Source organism: Corynebacterium sp. HMSC035E02 (genome assembly GCF_001836065.1).
Lineage (GTDB): Bacteria > Actinomycetota > Actinomycetes > Mycobacteriales > Mycobacteriaceae > Corynebacterium > Corynebacterium hiratae.
In genome coordinates, this window is the sequence record NZ_KV827362.1 from 33,404 (window position 1) to 47,691 (window position 14,288).

Annotated in this window: 18 protein-coding genes; 9 read left to right on the forward strand and 9 right to left on the reverse strand. The window is 62.2% G+C overall.

The window, feature by feature from the left end; all coding sequences use genetic code 11:
• Nucleotides 1-14 precede the first annotated feature (14 nt).
• Nucleotides 15-176: a hypothetical protein gene (locus HMPREF2635_RS13440; protein ID WP_010189743.1), complete on the forward strand. Its 162-nt coding sequence runs from the start codon at nt 15-17 to the stop codon at nt 174-176.
• An 11-nt stretch (nt 177-187) separates the two neighbouring features.
• On the forward strand, nt 188-1,336 hold the full coding sequence (menE, locus tag HMPREF2635_RS09245) for an o-succinylbenzoate--CoA ligase (protein ID WP_070561621.1): 1,149 nt from the start codon (nt 188-190) through the stop codon (nt 1,334-1,336).
• Here the strand turns inward: menE and HMPREF2635_RS09250 are convergent.
• On the reverse strand, nt 1,333-2,022 hold the full coding sequence (locus HMPREF2635_RS09250) for a metal-dependent transcriptional regulator (RefSeq protein ID WP_046647781.1): 690 nt from the start codon (nt 2,020-2,022) through the stop codon (nt 1,333-1,335). The two genes, menE and HMPREF2635_RS09250, sit on opposite strands and share 4 nt — an antisense overlap.
• A gap of 107 nt (nt 2,023-2,129) precedes the next feature.
• Between HMPREF2635_RS09250 and HMPREF2635_RS09255 the strand changes: the two genes are divergently transcribed.
• The 5 genes from HMPREF2635_RS09255 to HMPREF2635_RS09275 are packed head-to-tail and all read left to right on the forward strand — an operon-like array spanning nt 2,130 to nt 6,358.
• Nucleotides 2,130-3,056 (forward strand): metal ABC transporter substrate-binding protein, encoded by a 927-nt coding sequence (locus HMPREF2635_RS09255; RefSeq protein ID WP_070821645.1) that lies wholly within the window; start codon nt 2,130-2,132, stop codon nt 3,054-3,056.
• Nucleotides 3,056-3,766, forward strand: coding sequence for a metal ABC transporter ATP-binding protein (locus tag HMPREF2635_RS09260; RefSeq protein ID WP_010189751.1), 711 nt, complete (start codon nt 3,056-3,058; stop codon nt 3,764-3,766). The genes HMPREF2635_RS09255 and HMPREF2635_RS09260 overlap by 1 nt, the downstream gene beginning before the upstream one ends.
• Entirely contained in the window at nt 3,763-4,617 is an 855-nt protein-coding gene (locus HMPREF2635_RS09265) for a metal ABC transporter permease (protein ID WP_010189752.1), read from the forward strand. The genes HMPREF2635_RS09260 and HMPREF2635_RS09265 overlap by 4 nt, the downstream gene beginning before the upstream one ends.
• The gene (locus HMPREF2635_RS09270; RefSeq protein ID WP_010189755.1) at nt 4,614-5,468 is read left to right on the forward strand and encodes a metal ABC transporter permease; all 855 of its coding nucleotides are present in this window, start codon (nt 4,614-4,616) and stop codon (nt 5,466-5,468) included. The genes HMPREF2635_RS09265 and HMPREF2635_RS09270 overlap by 4 nt, the downstream gene beginning before the upstream one ends.
• Nucleotides 5,469-5,473: 5 nt before the next feature.
• Nucleotides 5,474-6,358: a 1,4-dihydroxy-2-naphthoate polyprenyltransferase gene (locus tag HMPREF2635_RS09275; protein WP_070821646.1), complete on the forward strand. Its 885-nt coding sequence runs from the start codon at nt 5,474-5,476 to the stop codon at nt 6,356-6,358.
• A 6-nt stretch (nt 6,359-6,364) separates the two neighbouring features.
• Here the strand turns inward: HMPREF2635_RS09275 and HMPREF2635_RS09280 are convergent, their stop codons facing one another.
• The gene (locus HMPREF2635_RS09280) at nt 6,365-6,706 is read right to left on the reverse strand and encodes a DUF4229 domain-containing protein (protein ID WP_070669685.1); all 342 of its coding nucleotides are present in this window, start codon (nt 6,704-6,706) and stop codon (nt 6,365-6,367) included.
• A gap of 43 nt (nt 6,707-6,749) precedes the next feature.
• On the opposite strand from HMPREF2635_RS09280, the gene HMPREF2635_RS09285 reads away from it, so the two are divergent.
• Complete coding sequence (locus HMPREF2635_RS09285; protein ID WP_070821647.1) at nt 6,750-7,040, forward strand: hypothetical protein; 291 nt, start codon at nt 6,750-6,752, stop codon at nt 7,038-7,040.
• On the opposite strand, the gene HMPREF2635_RS09290 is transcribed toward HMPREF2635_RS09285, so the two are convergent.
• From HMPREF2635_RS09290 to hemL, 7 genes are all read right to left on the reverse strand, one after another.
• Nucleotides 7,037-7,303, reverse strand: a complete 267-nt coding sequence (locus HMPREF2635_RS09290) for a helix-turn-helix domain-containing protein (protein WP_070537506.1) — start codon at nt 7,301-7,303, stop codon at nt 7,037-7,039. The two genes, HMPREF2635_RS09285 and HMPREF2635_RS09290, sit on opposite strands and share 4 nt — an antisense overlap.
• The gene (gene ccsB / locus HMPREF2635_RS09295; RefSeq protein WP_070821648.1) at nt 7,304-8,320 is read right to left on the reverse strand and encodes a c-type cytochrome biogenesis protein CcsB; all 1,017 of its coding nucleotides are present in this window, start codon (nt 8,318-8,320) and stop codon (nt 7,304-7,306) included.
• A 125-nt stretch (nt 8,321-8,445) separates the two neighbouring features.
• Nucleotides 8,446-10,077, reverse strand: a complete 1,632-nt coding sequence (locus tag HMPREF2635_RS09300; RefSeq protein ID WP_070821649.1) for a cytochrome c biogenesis protein ResB — start codon at nt 10,075-10,077, stop codon at nt 8,446-8,448.
• Between the two features lie 12 nt (nt 10,078-10,089).
• The gene (locus tag HMPREF2635_RS09305; RefSeq protein ID WP_046647905.1) at nt 10,090-10,875 is read right to left on the reverse strand and encodes a cytochrome c biogenesis CcdA family protein; all 786 of its coding nucleotides are present in this window, start codon (nt 10,873-10,875) and stop codon (nt 10,090-10,092) included.
• A 17-nt stretch (nt 10,876-10,892) separates the two neighbouring features.
• A complete protein-coding gene (locus HMPREF2635_RS09310) occupies nt 10,893-11,498 on the reverse strand; it encodes a TlpA disulfide reductase family protein (protein ID WP_046647790.1) in 606 nt (201 codons plus the stop codon).
• On the reverse strand, nt 11,498-12,106 hold the full coding sequence (locus HMPREF2635_RS09315) for a histidine phosphatase family protein (protein WP_070547311.1): 609 nt from the start codon (nt 12,104-12,106) through the stop codon (nt 11,498-11,500). Before HMPREF2635_RS09315 ends, HMPREF2635_RS09310 begins: the two co-directional genes overlap by 1 nt.
• A 32-nt stretch (nt 12,107-12,138) precedes the next feature.
• Entirely contained in the window at nt 12,139-13,473 is a 1,335-nt protein-coding gene (gene hemL / locus HMPREF2635_RS09320; protein ID WP_070821650.1) for a glutamate-1-semialdehyde 2,1-aminomutase, read from the reverse strand.
• 202 nt (nt 13,474-13,675) lie between these two features.
• On the opposite strand from hemL, the gene HMPREF2635_RS09325 reads away from it, so the two are divergent.
• On the forward strand, nt 13,676-14,149 hold the full coding sequence (locus tag HMPREF2635_RS09325) for a hypothetical protein (protein ID WP_010189769.1): 474 nt from the start codon (nt 13,676-13,678) through the stop codon (nt 14,147-14,149).
• The last annotated feature ends 139 nt before the right edge of the window (nt 14,150-14,288 follow it).

Consider the following 14,288-nt stretch of genomic DNA (forward strand, 5'->3'; position numbering starts at 1 on the left):
AGGGAGAGCCTGAAGTGCTGTATTTCGCCATTGCCCTCGCGGCCATCGCGCTCATTGCCGTCATTGCATCGCGAGTGTGGATGTTGCGGCGCATCCAGCAGGCTCAGAGGGACGGTGAGCGCCCCTTCGATCAGGAGGATGAGCTCATCAACCCTTACGAACACCGCGGGCGGTAACCTAACTAACCGTGACTTTCCTCTCTCCTCTGCCCGTCGATCCGCGTGACCCTGCCGCCATCCTCCCTGATCTGGAAGCGGCCATCGCAGGACAAGCCACCTTCCTGCCCATTCCGGCGGAGGACCGCACCCGCGCGCAGCTGCTGCGCAACCACATGCGCGCAGGAGAACCTATTGACTCCTCCATCGCACTCGTCGTGGCCACCTCTGGGTCCACGGGCACACCGAAGGGCGCGCAACTCACGGCCGCCAACTTGGTGTCTAGTGCCGATGCCACGCACCGGACTTTAGGCGGCACCGGTCAGTGGCTACTAGCCATGCCCGCCTCCCATATCGCGGGCATCCAGGTATTGGTGCGCTCCCTCGTCGCGGGCGTGGAGCCGCTCTGCCTTGACCTGTCGGAAGGTTTTTCCATCCCCAGTTTCGCCCGCGCCGCGCACGAGCTGGCCGCCACTGGGGATCGCTCATACACGGGCCTGACCCCGATGCAGCTAGCCAAGGCCATGGATTCGCTAGAAGGAATCGAGGCCCTGCGCACCTTTGATGCCATCCTCGTCGGAGGTGCTGCCACCCACCCGCAACTATTGGACTCTGCGAAAAAGCTGCGCATCAATATCGTCACCACCTACGGTTCCTCAGAAACTTCCGGTGGATGCGTCTACAACGGCCGTCCCCTCGATCGCGCTCTTGTTCGCATCGGCGACGAGGGGCGCATTTACCTTGGCGGGCCCATGATTGCGCAGGGCTATCGAAACGTGGACTCAGATGCCTTCATGGTCGATGAGTCCGGTACCTCGTGGTTTGCTACCTCCGACGCCGGCGCGCTTCACGACGGCCACCTCACCGTCACCGGGCGCCTCGACAACATCCTGAACACCGGCGGGCTCAAGCTCCACCCAGAGCAGCTCGAGCAGCACATCCTTCGCGTGCCGGGAGTGGACGGCGTGTGCGTGGTCGGCATCCCCCACCCACGCTTGGGACAGATGATCGTCGCTGCCTATACCGGATGGGCGGATGTCGGCGATATCCTTGTGGCTCTCGACGATAGTGGCCTTCCCCGGTGGCAAATCCCCAAGGACTTCAAGCGCCTGGCCCAGCTCCCCACCACCGGTCCCGGCAAGGTTGACCGCCTCGCCGTCGCCCGCATGTGGGACAGCTAAGCCTCCGCTTCGCCAAAGCTGCGTACGGCAATGCCGCGCGCAGCGGATTCCCCGAGGGGGAAGTGTGAACCTTCATCGACGGCAACCTCGAGCACACCCGCAACCGAAGGGGCAACGACGGTCAATTCTACTCCCGGCCGCACTCCATATTTATCCAGGTAGCGCAAAAATTCGCCATCAGCGTCAGTGACCTGCTCCACGGTGACGGGGGTCTGCGCGGGGACGTCGATAAGCGTAATGCGCGAGACCGGCTCGGCAGTGCCATCCGGGGCAGGTATGGGATCACCATGCGGATCGCGGGCGGGGTTGCCCAGGAAAGAATCAAGACGTTCAACGAGCCTGTCGGACGTCGCGTGCTCTAGCATTTCTGCCTCATCGTGCACCTCATCCCAGGTATAGCCCAGAGTGCGCACGAGGAAGGTTTCCAGGAGCCGATGCCGGCGCACCATTGCCACAGCCAGCCGCCGGCCTTCCTCAACAAGCCGAACACCGAAGTAGCGTTCGTGTTCCACCAGCCCCTTCGCGGCCAGGCGCTTGACCGCCTCCGACGTGGTGGGCAGCTTCTGCCCCGCCGCTTTAGCTAGGTCCCCCAGCGGCATCGCGGTATTAGCGCCCTCTTTCTCCTCATAGGTCCAGAGGATCTTGAGGTAATCCTGGGTGCGTTCGGGCAGCTCACTGATGTGCATACCCCCATCGTAGTTCAGCCTATTGCTTCCAAAGGTTTCAGGTCTTATGCTCTTTCAAGTTCAATCTATTGAACATCGACATTCACTTTTAATAAGAGAGGTTTCCCGTGAAGAAACTTATTGCGCTTCCCCTCGCTTCCCTCGTGGCTGCCACCGCGCTGACTGCCTGCACCAGCAGCGACTCCGCCGAAGCCCAGGACGACAATCTGACGATCTTCGCCACGACTGGTTACTTGGCTGATGCGGCCGCCAATATCGCCCCGGACGCCGACATCACCACCATGGTCGGTCCCGGCGGCGATCCGCACACCTACCAGCCCACCACGCGCGATATTGAAAAGATGCAGGACGCCGACCTCGTCCTCTGGAATGGCCTTCACCTCGAGGCGCAAATGGTGGGCCAGCTCTCCTCCCTCGGTGAGAAGCAGCTAGCTGTCGGCGAACAGCTCGATACTGCTGACCTTCTGCCGTGGCCCGAGCAAGGTGACAAGGGCGAAAAACTCTACGACCCGCACATCTGGAATAGCCCCGAGCTGTGGAGCCAGGTCGTCGATCACATCGGCACCAAACTCGGCGAAATCGACTCTGACAATGCCGAAGACTATGCCGCGGCCGCCGATGAATATGAAGACAAGATTGCAGCCGCGCATGACAAAGCGGCTAAGGAACTCGAAAACGCCTCCCCGCGCGTCCTCATCACCGGCCATGACGCCTTCAACTACTTCGGCAAGACCTTCGACTTTGAAGTCCAAGCCACCGACTTCGTGACCACCGAAGCCACCAAGTCCGCCACTGAGATCTCCGAGCTCGCGGATACGATCGCGGAGAAGAAGGTCCCCGTTATCTTCCAAGATAACCAGGCGAACCCACAGGCCATCACTTCTCTCAAGGAAGCCGTAGAAACCCGCAACTGGACAGTCACCATCTCGGATGAAGAGCTCTTTGCCGATACCCTCGGCCCGGAAGCCCCAACCGATACCTACCTCGGAGCCTTCGAACATAACGCTAGCGCCGTGGCGAAAGCACTAAGCTAATGCTCAGCGTAGGAAACCTCACCGCCGGCTATCCCCGCACGCCGGTGCTTCACGACGCCTCCTTCACCCTCACCCCCGCGACTATCACCGGGCTGGTGGGTGCGAACGGGTCGGGAAAGTCTACTCTGGTCCGCACGCTGGTAGGGCTCCTTCCGCCTCTAGCCTGCGGGTCGATGACCTTCGATGGCGTCGATCTGGCACATTTTCGGCAGCGTCTCGGATATATGCCACAACATGCGGATATCGACTGGAATTACCCTGCCACCGCCTTCGACATCGCCCTGATGGGCCGCACCGCCGGGCTGCGCTGGTGGCAGTGGCCCAGCCGCGCTGACAAAGACGCCGCTCACGCCGCGCTTTCCCGCACCGGAATGCAGGCACACGCGCAGCTGCCGATTTCCGCCCTGTCTGGTGGTCAGCGCCAGCGCGTGTTGTTGGCGCGCACGCTCGTTAGCGAGCCGGAATTCATCATCCTCGACGAGCCCTTCGCTGGTGTCGATGCCGCGAGTCAGCGCGCCATCATGGATGTACTCAAGGAACTGCGCGAGAACGGCGTGACCATCCTGCTGGTGCATCACAACCTGGCGGAGGTCGCCGACTTTTGCGATGAGGTCCTCATGGTCGGCCACGGCCGGCTCATTGCTGCTGGCCCCACCGAGCAGGTACTTACCGAGTCCGCCATTGCCGACATGTTTTCCCTGCCATCATGAACCCACTCGAGCTTCTTCAGAACTACACCTATACCCAGGCACTCCTGGGCACCGTGCTCATCGGTGGCTGCGCTGGCGCGCTAGGCCCACTGGTATATGTTCGCCGCACCAGCCTGCTGGCCGATGCCATCTCGCATTCTTCCCTGCCTGGACTGCTCACCGCCTTCCTCGTGGCCACCGCCATTGGCTGGGACGGGCGAAATGTCTGGCTTCTTTCTTGCGGCGCCCTGCTCACCGGAACCCTCGCGGTGGGGTGCATTCACCTCATCCCGCGGTTAACTCCCCTGGGGCAAACCACTGCGATGGCGGCCACGCTAACCACATTTTTCTCGGTGGGAATGCTGCTCATGCAGTATATTTCCCGCCGACCATTGCCTGGCAAGGCCGGAATCCAGGATTATTTGCTGGGAAATGCCTCCACGCTCACTCGCGCGGATGTACGGTCCACACTCATCATCGGTGGCTGCGTGCTGCTTTTTCTTTTCCTCATTCACACCCGGCAGGCCGCAGTCACTTTTGATTCAAGTTTTGCCCAGGTAGCCGGCATCCGCACCTCGTTCCTCAACGCGGCTAGTTTCTTCGCCCTCACCGCCATCACGGTGCTCGGCGTCAAAGTCGTCGGCGTAGTGCTCATGGTCGCCGTGGTCATCAGCCCTGCCGCCGCTGCCCGCCCCTGGACCACGCGCTTGCTACCTTTCATCGCGCTCTCCGGGTTCTTCGGCGCAGCCACCGCTGCTCTCGGCTGCTATGTCTCCATTGCGCACGGCCCGCTGCCCACCGGTCCGGTCATCGTCCTGGCTCAGGCGGCGCTCGTCACTATCAGCCTCACCAGTAGAAAGCTAGCCTCATGACCCTCGCCGCGACCGCTTGTCTCCTTGCCGTTCTGACGGCCTTGGCCTGTGCTATCCCCGGCACCTTTGTTGTCCTCAAAGGCCAGGCCATGCTTATCGACGGCATCGGCCATGCCGTCCTTCCCGGAATTGCCGTCGGCTACCTCTTTACCGCAGATCTAGATTCACCCATCTTGCTCGTTACCGCGGCCGCTGGCGCCTTGGTGGTGGCGTTGGGAACTGACGCACTACAGCGCAGCCCGCTGGTGACTGCTGATTCCGCCCTCGGATTGGTCTTTCCCGCCCTGTTTGCCGCCGGAGTCATCCTGATTTCTACGCACATGAGCCACGTGCACCTTGATGTCCACGCCGTTCTCGTCGGTGATCTCAACCTCGCGGCCTTCTCCAATCCCAACTATTGCTACATCATGGCCGCAGTGCTGGGTATCAATGCTCTCTTCCTCGCCCTTACACTGCCGCGTTTATCCGCCACGACTTTTGACGCCGATTTTTGTGCCGCACGCGGGGTGCCCACGCGCGTTCTTCACATCATATTTATGACCGTGGTTGCCTGCACCGCCACCGCCGCCTTTCACGCTGCCGGTGCCATGCTGGTCATCGCTCTCATGGTATTCCCGACGATGACCGCGCGGCTGCTTACTCAGCGCGTGCCCACGCTGGTGTTGACCGCCTGTGGCGTTGCCGCTATCAGCGCGGTCGTGGGATTTTGGGTTGCCTATGTCCTTGACGCGGCTACCTCTGCCGCAATGACAGTCACCAATGCCGTTATTTTCGTTGCAGTGCTCATCATCTACCGCTTTCGCCAACGCACCAGCTCATTGCCGCAGCACACCACACCAGTGGCACAATAGTGAGCATGTCTGCCTATTCCGCCACTCCTGCCGATTGGCTCCAGGGTGCTCGCCCGCACACCTGGGCCAATGCCTTTGCTCCCGTTATCGCTGGTACCGGTGCCGCTGCCGCGGCCCACGGCCTGCACTGGGGCCGGGCGTTGCTGGCGCTCATCGTGGCCTGGGCGCTTATCATCGGCGTGAATTACGCCAACGATTACTCCGATGGCATCCGCGGCACCGATGATGACCGCACCGGCCCCCAGCGGCTTACCGGGGGCGGGCTGGCCAAACCACAGCACGTCAAGTTCGCCGCCTTCGTCTCCTTCGGCGTGGCGGCCATCGCCGGCATTTCGCTCTCCCTAGCTGCCAACGCGGCCTGGTTCATCCTCGTCGGCGCCGTGTGTATCGCTGGCGCCTGGTTCTATACCGGCGGCAAGAACCCCTACGGCTACCGTGGGCTGGGCGAGGTTGCCATCTTCATCTTCTTCGGCCTCGTCGCAGTCCTCGGCACCGAGTACACGCAGGCCGGCCGCATCACATGGACGGGCCTTGCCTTGGCCGTGGGCATTGGCGGGATGAGCTCCGCGGTGAACTTGGCCAACAATATCCGTGACATCCCATCCGATACAGCCGCCGGAAAGATCACTCTGGCCGTGCGCTTGGGTGATAAGAAATCCCGCACGCTGTTTATGATCCTGCTGCTGCTCCCAGTGCTGCTTACCGTGGGTCTGGCCTTCGATTCCTGGGCAGCGCTGGCCTCGCTGCTCTACTTCCCCCTCGCACTAGGCGCTATCCGCACCGTCAACCGCGGTGCGCGCGGGCCCAAACTCATCCCGGTGCTCGGCATGACTGGCCGTGCAATGCTGGTATGGGCAATCATTAACGCCCTAGCACTTGCCTTTGTCTAACTGCTTTTAGCGGCCAGCCAGCTCCGCCTGTACCCACTCCTTGTGGGCCTTGCGCTGTGCGGAATACTCCGCCAGAGTCTGGGTAGCTTCCACGCGCCACGAGGAGAAGATCAGCATCGACAGCGGCAGCGCCACGAACAACGCCAACAGAGCCGACACCAGCACGGGGATGGCCACACCAATAGCCATAGCCAGCAGCTGAATCACCACGGTCAGCAGGATGAAGAGCACCAGGCGGGCGGCACCATACTTCCACAGTGCCACACGTGAGCGGCGCTTGAGCGCCGGGTCCGGCTGAGGTGGCTCAGGGATCTGGGACTCGTTGGTCATGTTGTCTGTCTGGCTCATCATTCTCACTTCTGCTTCGCGGGCATTCCGTAGAATACAACGCATGGGTCGTTTGATACTACTAGTCCTGTTTATCCTCGCGGCACTTCTCGTGTGGAAGGCATTTGGGCCATCCAGCTGGAAGAATAAGGCGCAGCAGCAACAGCAGCCGCAGCGCCCCGCAATCAAGGGCCCCGATGATGACGAAGAGTTCCTCTGGAACTTGGAAAAGCAGCGCTTCAAGGAGCGCCGCGCGAAAGAGCGCGAGGCACAGCGCAAAGAAGAAGAGCGCCGCCGGCGCGCACCCAAGCCTCAGAAGCCGGAAGACCCTGACGCCACCGGGGAAGACAACTAGTTCTTTGGTGTCTTAGGCGTAAACGTCATCTCCAGGTCGAGGGCCTCCGCCACCGCCGCAATCTTCTCCCAGCGCACACCGGAGCCGCCGTGCTCGATGGTGTGCAAGGTAGAGCGCGACAGACCGGCTTTCTCAGCTAACTCCTGCTGGAGGATGCCTAACTCGCGGCGTCGCTCAGCAAAGACATCACCTAAAGCAATGAGCTGCGGGTTATCGCCGGCCGGTTTACCCTGTTTGTGCCGGGGTTTATGTGTATCCGCCATTTAGTTCAGCCCCGCGTAGGAGTGCAGGCCGGAGACAACCATGTTGATGAAGAACAGGTTGAAGACCATCAACAGCATCGCCGCGATGTTGAGGTACGGGGCAGCTTTGCGGAACGCCGGGGTGGCGCGGGCATGCAGGTAGGCAGCGTAGAGGATCCAGGTGGCAAAGGAAACGGTTTCCTTCGGGTCCCAACCCCAGTAGCGGCCCCAGGCAGACTCCGCCCAAATAGCGCCCAGCACAATACCTAAGCCCAAAGTCGGCAGGGTCACCACTCCTAGGCGGTAAGCCAGCTGATCCAACTTCTTTGCGGAGGGCAGTGGGCGGGCAATCGCACCGAAGAAGCCATGCTCTCTTCCCTTGCCCTGGTGCACGCGCAGCACACTGAGCAAGGAGGCAATACCGGAGACGATACCGATGGAGGCACCAAGCGAGACCACGGTGACGTGGATAGGCAGCCAGTGAGACTGCAGCGCCGGCACCACAGGGGCGGACTCCGCATACAGCTTCGTGGAGCCGTAGAACATGAGCGCCAGGATCGGGGTCAGCAGCCATGGCCACAGGGTGCGCCACTCCTTGCGCTGCATCGCGATGGTCGCCACCACCATGACGCCAGCAGTCACCATGAGCACGTACTCGTAGAGGTTGCCAAACGGGAATCGGCTGGTGGCCAAGCCGCGCAGCACGATGGCGGCCAAGTGCAGTGCGATGCCCAGCCACAGCAGCATCTGCGTCATTCCGCCCAGCTTGTCCACCTTCTCCTGATTCTTGGCAAGGTCGGCGTCCTCGCTAAGGCCGGCCGAGGGGGCGTCGCCAAGCACCGCGTCCCCTGCCGGGCCGCCGACGGTAGCCAGCTCGCGCTGCTGGGCCACGGCGGCAGAACGCGCGCGCAGGGCTTCAATGATGCCCTGCATGCGGCCGTAGTAGACCAAGGACAGCACCAGTGCGAGGGCGTAGATGACGAACGCGGTCTGGACGGCGATGTCGGAGAAGTTGGACAGATTCTGATCAATCTGCATGGATGAGAAACCTTGCCTTCACAGTGCTAACGAAAGTGCTCACTCAACGGAGAGATGAATAGTGCTCATAAGGCTACCCCTCTTACCTGTCAGTATCCAACTTTTGACTGATAGGTTGCTCACCTTTAGTCGGCGGAATACAGCACGTCTTCCTCAACCTCATCCGGATCCGGCAGCTCGAGAAGCTCGCGGTGCAACGCGTAAAACTCTTCAGACCAGCCGGCGCGGTCGGTGCGGGCAAGACCACCCATCTCAATGTCGGTGCCACCATCAGCTGCCGGGCGGATACGTACCCACACGCGGCGGCGCTTAATCACCAAAGAACCAACGAGGGAGACCAACATAATGAGCGAGGACACCAGGACCCATCCCTGGAAGGGGTCATAGGAAATCTGGTAGTTCGCAAACTCGGAGGCACCGTCGAAGCTGATTTTCGTACCGTCATCGAGCGTGACTGACTCGCCCTGTGTGAGGTTGACGCGGTCAATCTTCTGCAGCTGGCCCGACTGGAGCAGACTCGGGTCAAGGGAGAAAAAGCTCTGGGGACGGCCCGTGTCCAAGCCTGCATCGCCGCGATAGATATCGATAGCCACGGCCGGATCATTCATTGCTGGGAAGGAAGACTGCAGGAGCTTACCGTTTTCGCCCGACCACTCAGCGGTGGGGGCAAAGAGTCCTTGGATGGCTATCTGGTTTTGGCGGCGCTCATACAAGTCCGGGTACATGCCCGCGGGCGGGTCGAAGCGCATCGCGCCCGAGGACAGGAAGTAGGTCATGTCGTTGGGCTGGAATTGGATGGTCTGCGTGCGCTTTTCACCATTGGGCCATTCCACCGTCATCGTCGGCGCAAAACCGTGGCCCTGAAGATAGACGCGGTTGCTTTCAATGCGCAGCGGATGGTTGACCTGGAGCTGATAGTCCTCCCAGGTCTCCGGGTCGGTAAAGATATCGTCACCGGCGGCATAGGACACGTTGGAGGTAAACATTTCCGCCTGGCCATTCGGCAGGTAATCCGCGGTGAAGTCGTGGGCGAGGAAGCAGAAGGGGTGGAGCCCGGTGCCGTCGAAAAGCGGGCCCGCACGGAAGGAGTCATACACCGATGTCGACGTATTACAGAACTCCGTGGACTGCGTCTGTTCTTGGGTCTCGCCGCGTGAGTTCTTCTCCGTGACCACGATGACCTGGCCTTCGTAGGTGACCAGACGGCCGGCCGCCATGGTGAGCAGGATGGCTACCAGTGCGATGTGGAAGATGAGGTTGCACAGCTCACGGGCATAGCCGCGCTCCGCGGAGAAAGACTGGGCACCGGCGCGGTCCTTGTCCGGGGACACTTCCGACACGCGCCACTTCTTCAGCATGGTCGTGGTGGCCGCGGCGATCTCCTCCGGGGACTTCTCCGAATGCCCGGTGGCGTTGAGCGGCATCTTCTCCAAGTACTTCGGCGCACGCGTGGGCGGCGTCTTCCATGCCTTGTAGTGATCCCAGGAGCGCGGGATGATGCAGCCCACCAGAGAAATCATGAGCAGAACGTAGATGGCCTGGAACCAGACGGAGGAGAAAACATCGAAAAGCTGCAGCTTGTCGTAGATCTCCGCCACCTTGCCGTTGGTCTCAATGAAGTCGTTGACGTTAGATTCATTGAGCGAGCGCTGCGGCAGGAGCGATCCGGGAATGGCGGCGATGGCCAGCAAGAAGAGCAGCGCCAGCGCGGTGCGCATGCTGGTCAGCCAGTGCCAGGCCTTGCGGATATATCTCACGAAAAACCTCCTTTACAGCAGCGTCGCGCCATAGGACACGGTCCACTGGCGGATGGCGTTGATGAAATCTCCCCACAGCCCGGTCAGCAGCGCCAGGCCGACGAGGATCATGGCGATGCCCCCGAGAATCTGGATGGTCCGGGAGTGCTCCCGCATCCAGGTCACGGTGCGCATGGCCTTAGCGGAGCCCAGTGCCACGAGCAAGAAGGGCAGGCCCAGGCCCAGGCAGTAGCCAATAATGAGGATGGTGCCGCGCAGCGCGGTGGTTCCCTCGGTGCCGGCGGAGACAGACAGGATGGCAGCCAGCGTGGGGCCCAAGCACGGGGTCCAGCCCAGGGCGAAAACCCCGCCGAGCAGCGGCGCGCCCAGCCACGTGGTCCAGCGCCGCGGCGCCATGCGCGTGTCCTTCTGTAGTACCGGCACCACGCCCATGAACACCACACCCATGAGGATGGTGATGACACCGCCGGCGCGCATGAGGGTATCCGCGTTGAGCGTCAGCGCCGAAATGGCGCCGAAGACTGACACGGTGGCTAGGACGAAAACGACGGTAAAGCCCAGCACGAAGAGTGCTGCGGCACCGACGACGGCCCAACGCCGGCGCTTGCCGACGCCCACCCCCAACTCCTCGTCATAGCTCACCTCACCGCCGACCACGGAGGCGAGGTAAGAGATATAGCCAGGAACCAGTGGAACCACACAGGGTGAGGCGAAGGAGACCAATCCGGCCACGGCCGCGGCGAGCACTCCGATCAGGAGCGGGCCGGACACGGCGGCATCGGCGAAGCTTTGCCCCATACCGTCAGCGGCAAGGATCACTGTTCTTTCTCCAGTTCGTCGACGACCTCGAGGACATCCTTTTCCGTGATCTCGGTCAGGAAGACCGCGGCGGGGCGGTGCTGCTTATCCAGAACAATGGTGGTGGGCACCACGGAGGTGGGCACGCCGCCGAGGGCCGCAGCCGTCTTGAAGGGCGGGTCGTAGATGGAGGGGTACTCTAGGCCGTTATCGGCCATAAAGTCCCGGGAGATCTCCGGGTTGAAGTCCTTGACGTTAATACCCAGTACGGTGCCGACCTTGCGCTTTTGCAGCTCCGCGTGGATGGCCTGGAGGTCATCCGATTCGGAGCGGCACGGCGCGCACCACTGACCCCAGGAGTTGAGGACGACGATCTGGTCTTTGAAATCCGAAAGCTTGATCGTCGTGGACTCATCCCGCAGGTCCTCACCGGAGAAATCCTTGAGCGGCTTGCGGTCTTCCTCCGCATAGCGGATGGTGGTCTGCCCGCCGGGCGAGATGAACTCGAAGGTGCCGCCGGAAGCCACGGCGTTCTGCGCGTTTTCCTCGCTTTGCGCACAGCCTGCCAAGGCAAACACAGCAAGGACACCGGCCGCGGCGGCGCGGATAGTTCTGCGTCCCATTAGATGTCCTGCGCCGGTTCGGAGTAGAAGATATCGATGATCTCGCGGTCGCGGTAGACCAGCGAGGTCACCGAGGCCAGGTCGCATTCGCGGTCCCACGGCGCGTGGGCCAGGCGCTTGCCCAACACGGTGCGCTGCACCATGACGATGGGCAGCTGGTGGGACACCACGATGGCCTCGTGCCCCTCGGCCTTGGAACGAGCACGCTCGGCAGCGTCCATCATGCGCGCGGCGATCTCCTCAAAAGGCTCGCCCCACGAGGGCTCAAGCGGGTTGACCATGAGCGGCCAGCGCTGCGGGTTCCACAGCTGCGAGTTCCAGCCCTTGGTGCGCAGGCCCTCGAAGCGGTTACCGGACTCGATGACGCCCTTGTCGACGTCCACCTCCAAGCCCGTCACCTTCGCAATCGGCATCGCGGTTTCCTGCGCGCGCTGCAACGGCGAGGCCGCCAGGTAGGTCACGTCATGGCCTTCGAAGGCTTTCGCCGTGCGTGCGGCCATGGAATGCCCACGGGAGGACAAGTGATAGCCCGGGATGCGCCCGTAGAGGATCTTATCCGGGTTATAAACCTCTCCGTGGCGGACGAAGTGGACGATGGTGGTGGACATATGCCTGTGTCTATCCCCTCAACATGGTTGGTTTATTGCGGGCGCTGCGCGCTGGCAGCGGCCTGGGCGGCAGGCTTGAGAGCTGCCTCGATTACCTCAAAATCATTGTCCGTGAGCGCGTCAGACACAAACCAGGTCTCGAAGGCTGACGGTGGGACGTAGACGCCGCCCTCCAGCAGTGCGTGGAAGAAGGGTGCGAAGCGCCAGGTATCGGCGGCCTGCATATCGGCGAAGTTACGGCCCTGGCCCTCGGCGAAGCGGATGGAGAACATCGTCTCCGCGCGCTGGATGTGGTGTGCCACTCCGGCGGCGCTCAGTGCCTCGGTGATGAGGCCGGCCAGGCGATCCGCGTTAGCCTGCAGGCGCGGGTACAGCTCTTCGTTGGCCAGCTCCAGGGATGCCAGGCCAGAAGCCATCGCCACCGGGTTACCGGACAGCGTGCCTGCCTGATAGACGGGACCGGCAGGTGCCAGCGAGGCCATGACGTCGGCGCGGCCGCCAAAGGCGGCTGCGGGCAGGCCACCGGAGACCACCTTGCCGAAGGTCACCAGGTCACCCGCTACCCCATCGACGCCGAACCAACCCTTGTAGGAGGTACGGAAGCCGGTCATGACTTCGTCGAGGATCAGCAGGGCGCCGTCGGCATGCGCGATCTCCTTGAGCGCGGCGTTGAAGCCCTCCTCCGGGGCCACGGTGCCCATGTTGCCGGCGGCTGCTTCCGCGATAATGCAGGCGATCTCTCCCGGGTGCGCGGCAAAGGCCTCGCGGACGGCGTCGAGATCGTTGTAAGGGACAACGATGGTATCTGCGGCCGAAGCGCCGGTTACGCCCGGGGAATCCGGGAGCGCGAAGGTGGCCACGCCGGAGCCAGCCGACGCCAACAGCGCATCCACGTGGCCGTGGTAGCAGCCTTCAAACTTCAGGACCTTGGCGCGGCCGGTAAAACCGCGGGCCAGGCGCACGGCGGACATGGTGGCCTCGGTACCGGAGTTGACCAGGCGCACCTGCTCCACGGCGGTGCGCTTGACGATGTGCTCCGCCAACAGCGTCTCGCCCTCGGTCGGGGCACCGAAGGAGAGGCCGTCGGCAGCCGCCTTCTGCACTGCCTCCACGATGGCCGGGTGGGCATTGCCGTGGATCATCGGGCCATAGGAGCTGACCAGGTCGACGTACTCGTTGCCGTCGATATCCCAAAGGCGGGAGCCCTCACCGCGAGCGATAACGCGGGCTTGGCCGCCCACGGATCCGAAGGCGCGGACCGGGGAATTCACACCGCCCGGGGTGACCTTGGTGGCGCGCTCGAACCACTCGGCGGACTGGGACGTATTCTGCTGGTTTAGCTGGCTGGAGTTAGGCATAGCCCACATTGTATCGGTTTTAGCCCTATACAAAAGTTGGAGTCCCCTCGTGTCTTGCAGCCTCCTCTCCACCACCTCGCGAGCACCCTGAGCGCGCTCGCGCTGCGCACCCGCCATGGGAACGCTATGCTGGCAGCACACTGTTGATTCTGCCTTTCTTTAATTAAGCGCTGGGGTGCGCTGTGGGAGGCACTACTTAAGGGGGATTCCCATGGCATCGCGCCGTATTCTTGTCATTTTTGCTTGCCTTCCGCTTTCTGCCTGCGCTGCCACGCAGGCAGAACCTGCTCCGCGAGCCGAGCCCAACCCCACCACCTCGGCCCAGCTGCCTTCCTGGAAGCCTGATGCGGTACCCCAGCCGGTCAACCGCTTGGGTGACACCACCTCCATCGCGCCAGCTCCGGCTGAACCGGAACCTACGGCCGAAGCACCAGCTCCCGCACCCGTAGTAGCCGAAACACCCACGCCACGCGTCGAAGTAGAAACCGTCACCGTCCGCGCGCCAGCGCCCGCACCAGCACCGGCGCCACGCCCGGCCCCACCGCAGCGGCCCAAACCCAAGCTAGAACTGCCCGAGCCTCCGCAGATTCCCCTCCCGCCGGAAGTCCAGGAGGGTCTCGATCAGCTACCCAAACTGCCGCCTTTGCCGAAGGCGGAGGAGATCTACATCGATGTGCCCTTCTAAAAGTCAGATGCCACATACGTTTCGATCAAATAGTGGCAGAAAATCACCCATTTTCGGGACCTTAATTGATCGAAACGTCACCAGACCTCATAGCCTCGCACCATCTAAGGGTAGACCCTGATCTACCTCCTGTATTCCC

Excerpts from the sequence above, each read along its gene's own strand:
- HMPREF2635_RS09250 (WP_046647781.1), bottom strand. The coding sequence starts at position 2,022 with ATGCACATCAGTGAGCTGCCCGAACGCACCCAGGATTACCTCAAGATC.
- HMPREF2635_RS09260 (WP_010189751.1), top strand. The coding sequence starts at position 3,056 with ATGCTCAGCGTAGGAAACCTCACCGCCGGCTATCCCCGCACGCCGGTG.
- HMPREF2635_RS09265 (WP_010189752.1), top strand. The coding sequence starts at position 3,763 with ATGAACCCACTCGAGCTTCTTCAGAACTACACCTATACCCAGGCACTC.
- HMPREF2635_RS09270 (WP_010189755.1), top strand. The coding sequence starts at position 4,614 with ATGACCCTCGCCGCGACCGCTTGTCTCCTTGCCGTTCTGACGGCCTTG.
- HMPREF2635_RS09275 (WP_070821646.1), top strand. The coding sequence starts at position 5,474 with ATGTCTGCCTATTCCGCCACTCCTGCCGATTGGCTCCAGGGTGCTCGC.
- HMPREF2635_RS09280 (WP_070669685.1), bottom strand. The coding sequence starts at position 6,706 with ATGAGCCAGACAGACAACATGACCAACGAGTCCCAGATCCCTGAGCCA.
- HMPREF2635_RS09285 (WP_070821647.1), top strand. The coding sequence starts at position 6,750 with ATGGGTCGTTTGATACTACTAGTCCTGTTTATCCTCGCGGCACTTCTC.
- HMPREF2635_RS09290 (WP_070537506.1), bottom strand. The coding sequence starts at position 7,303 with ATGGCGGATACACATAAACCCCGGCACAAACAGGGTAAACCGGCCGGC.
- ccsB (WP_070821648.1), bottom strand. The coding sequence starts at position 8,320 with ATGCAGATTGATCAGAATCTGTCCAACTTCTCCGACATCGCCGTCCAG.
- HMPREF2635_RS09305 (WP_046647905.1), bottom strand. The coding sequence starts at position 10,875 with ATGGGGCAAAGCTTCGCCGATGCCGCCGTGTCCGGCCCGCTCCTGATC.
- HMPREF2635_RS09310 (WP_046647790.1), bottom strand. The coding sequence starts at position 11,498 with ATGGGACGCAGAACTATCCGCGCCGCCGCGGCCGGTGTCCTTGCTGTG.
- HMPREF2635_RS09315 (WP_070547311.1), bottom strand. The coding sequence starts at position 12,106 with ATGTCCACCACCATCGTCCACTTCGTCCGCCACGGAGAGGTTTATAAC.
- hemL (WP_070821650.1), bottom strand. The coding sequence starts at position 13,473 with ATGTGGGCTATGCCTAACTCCAGCCAGCTAAACCAGCAGAATACGTCC.
- HMPREF2635_RS09325 (WP_010189769.1), top strand. The coding sequence starts at position 13,676 with ATGGCATCGCGCCGTATTCTTGTCATTTTTGCTTGCCTTCCGCTTTCT.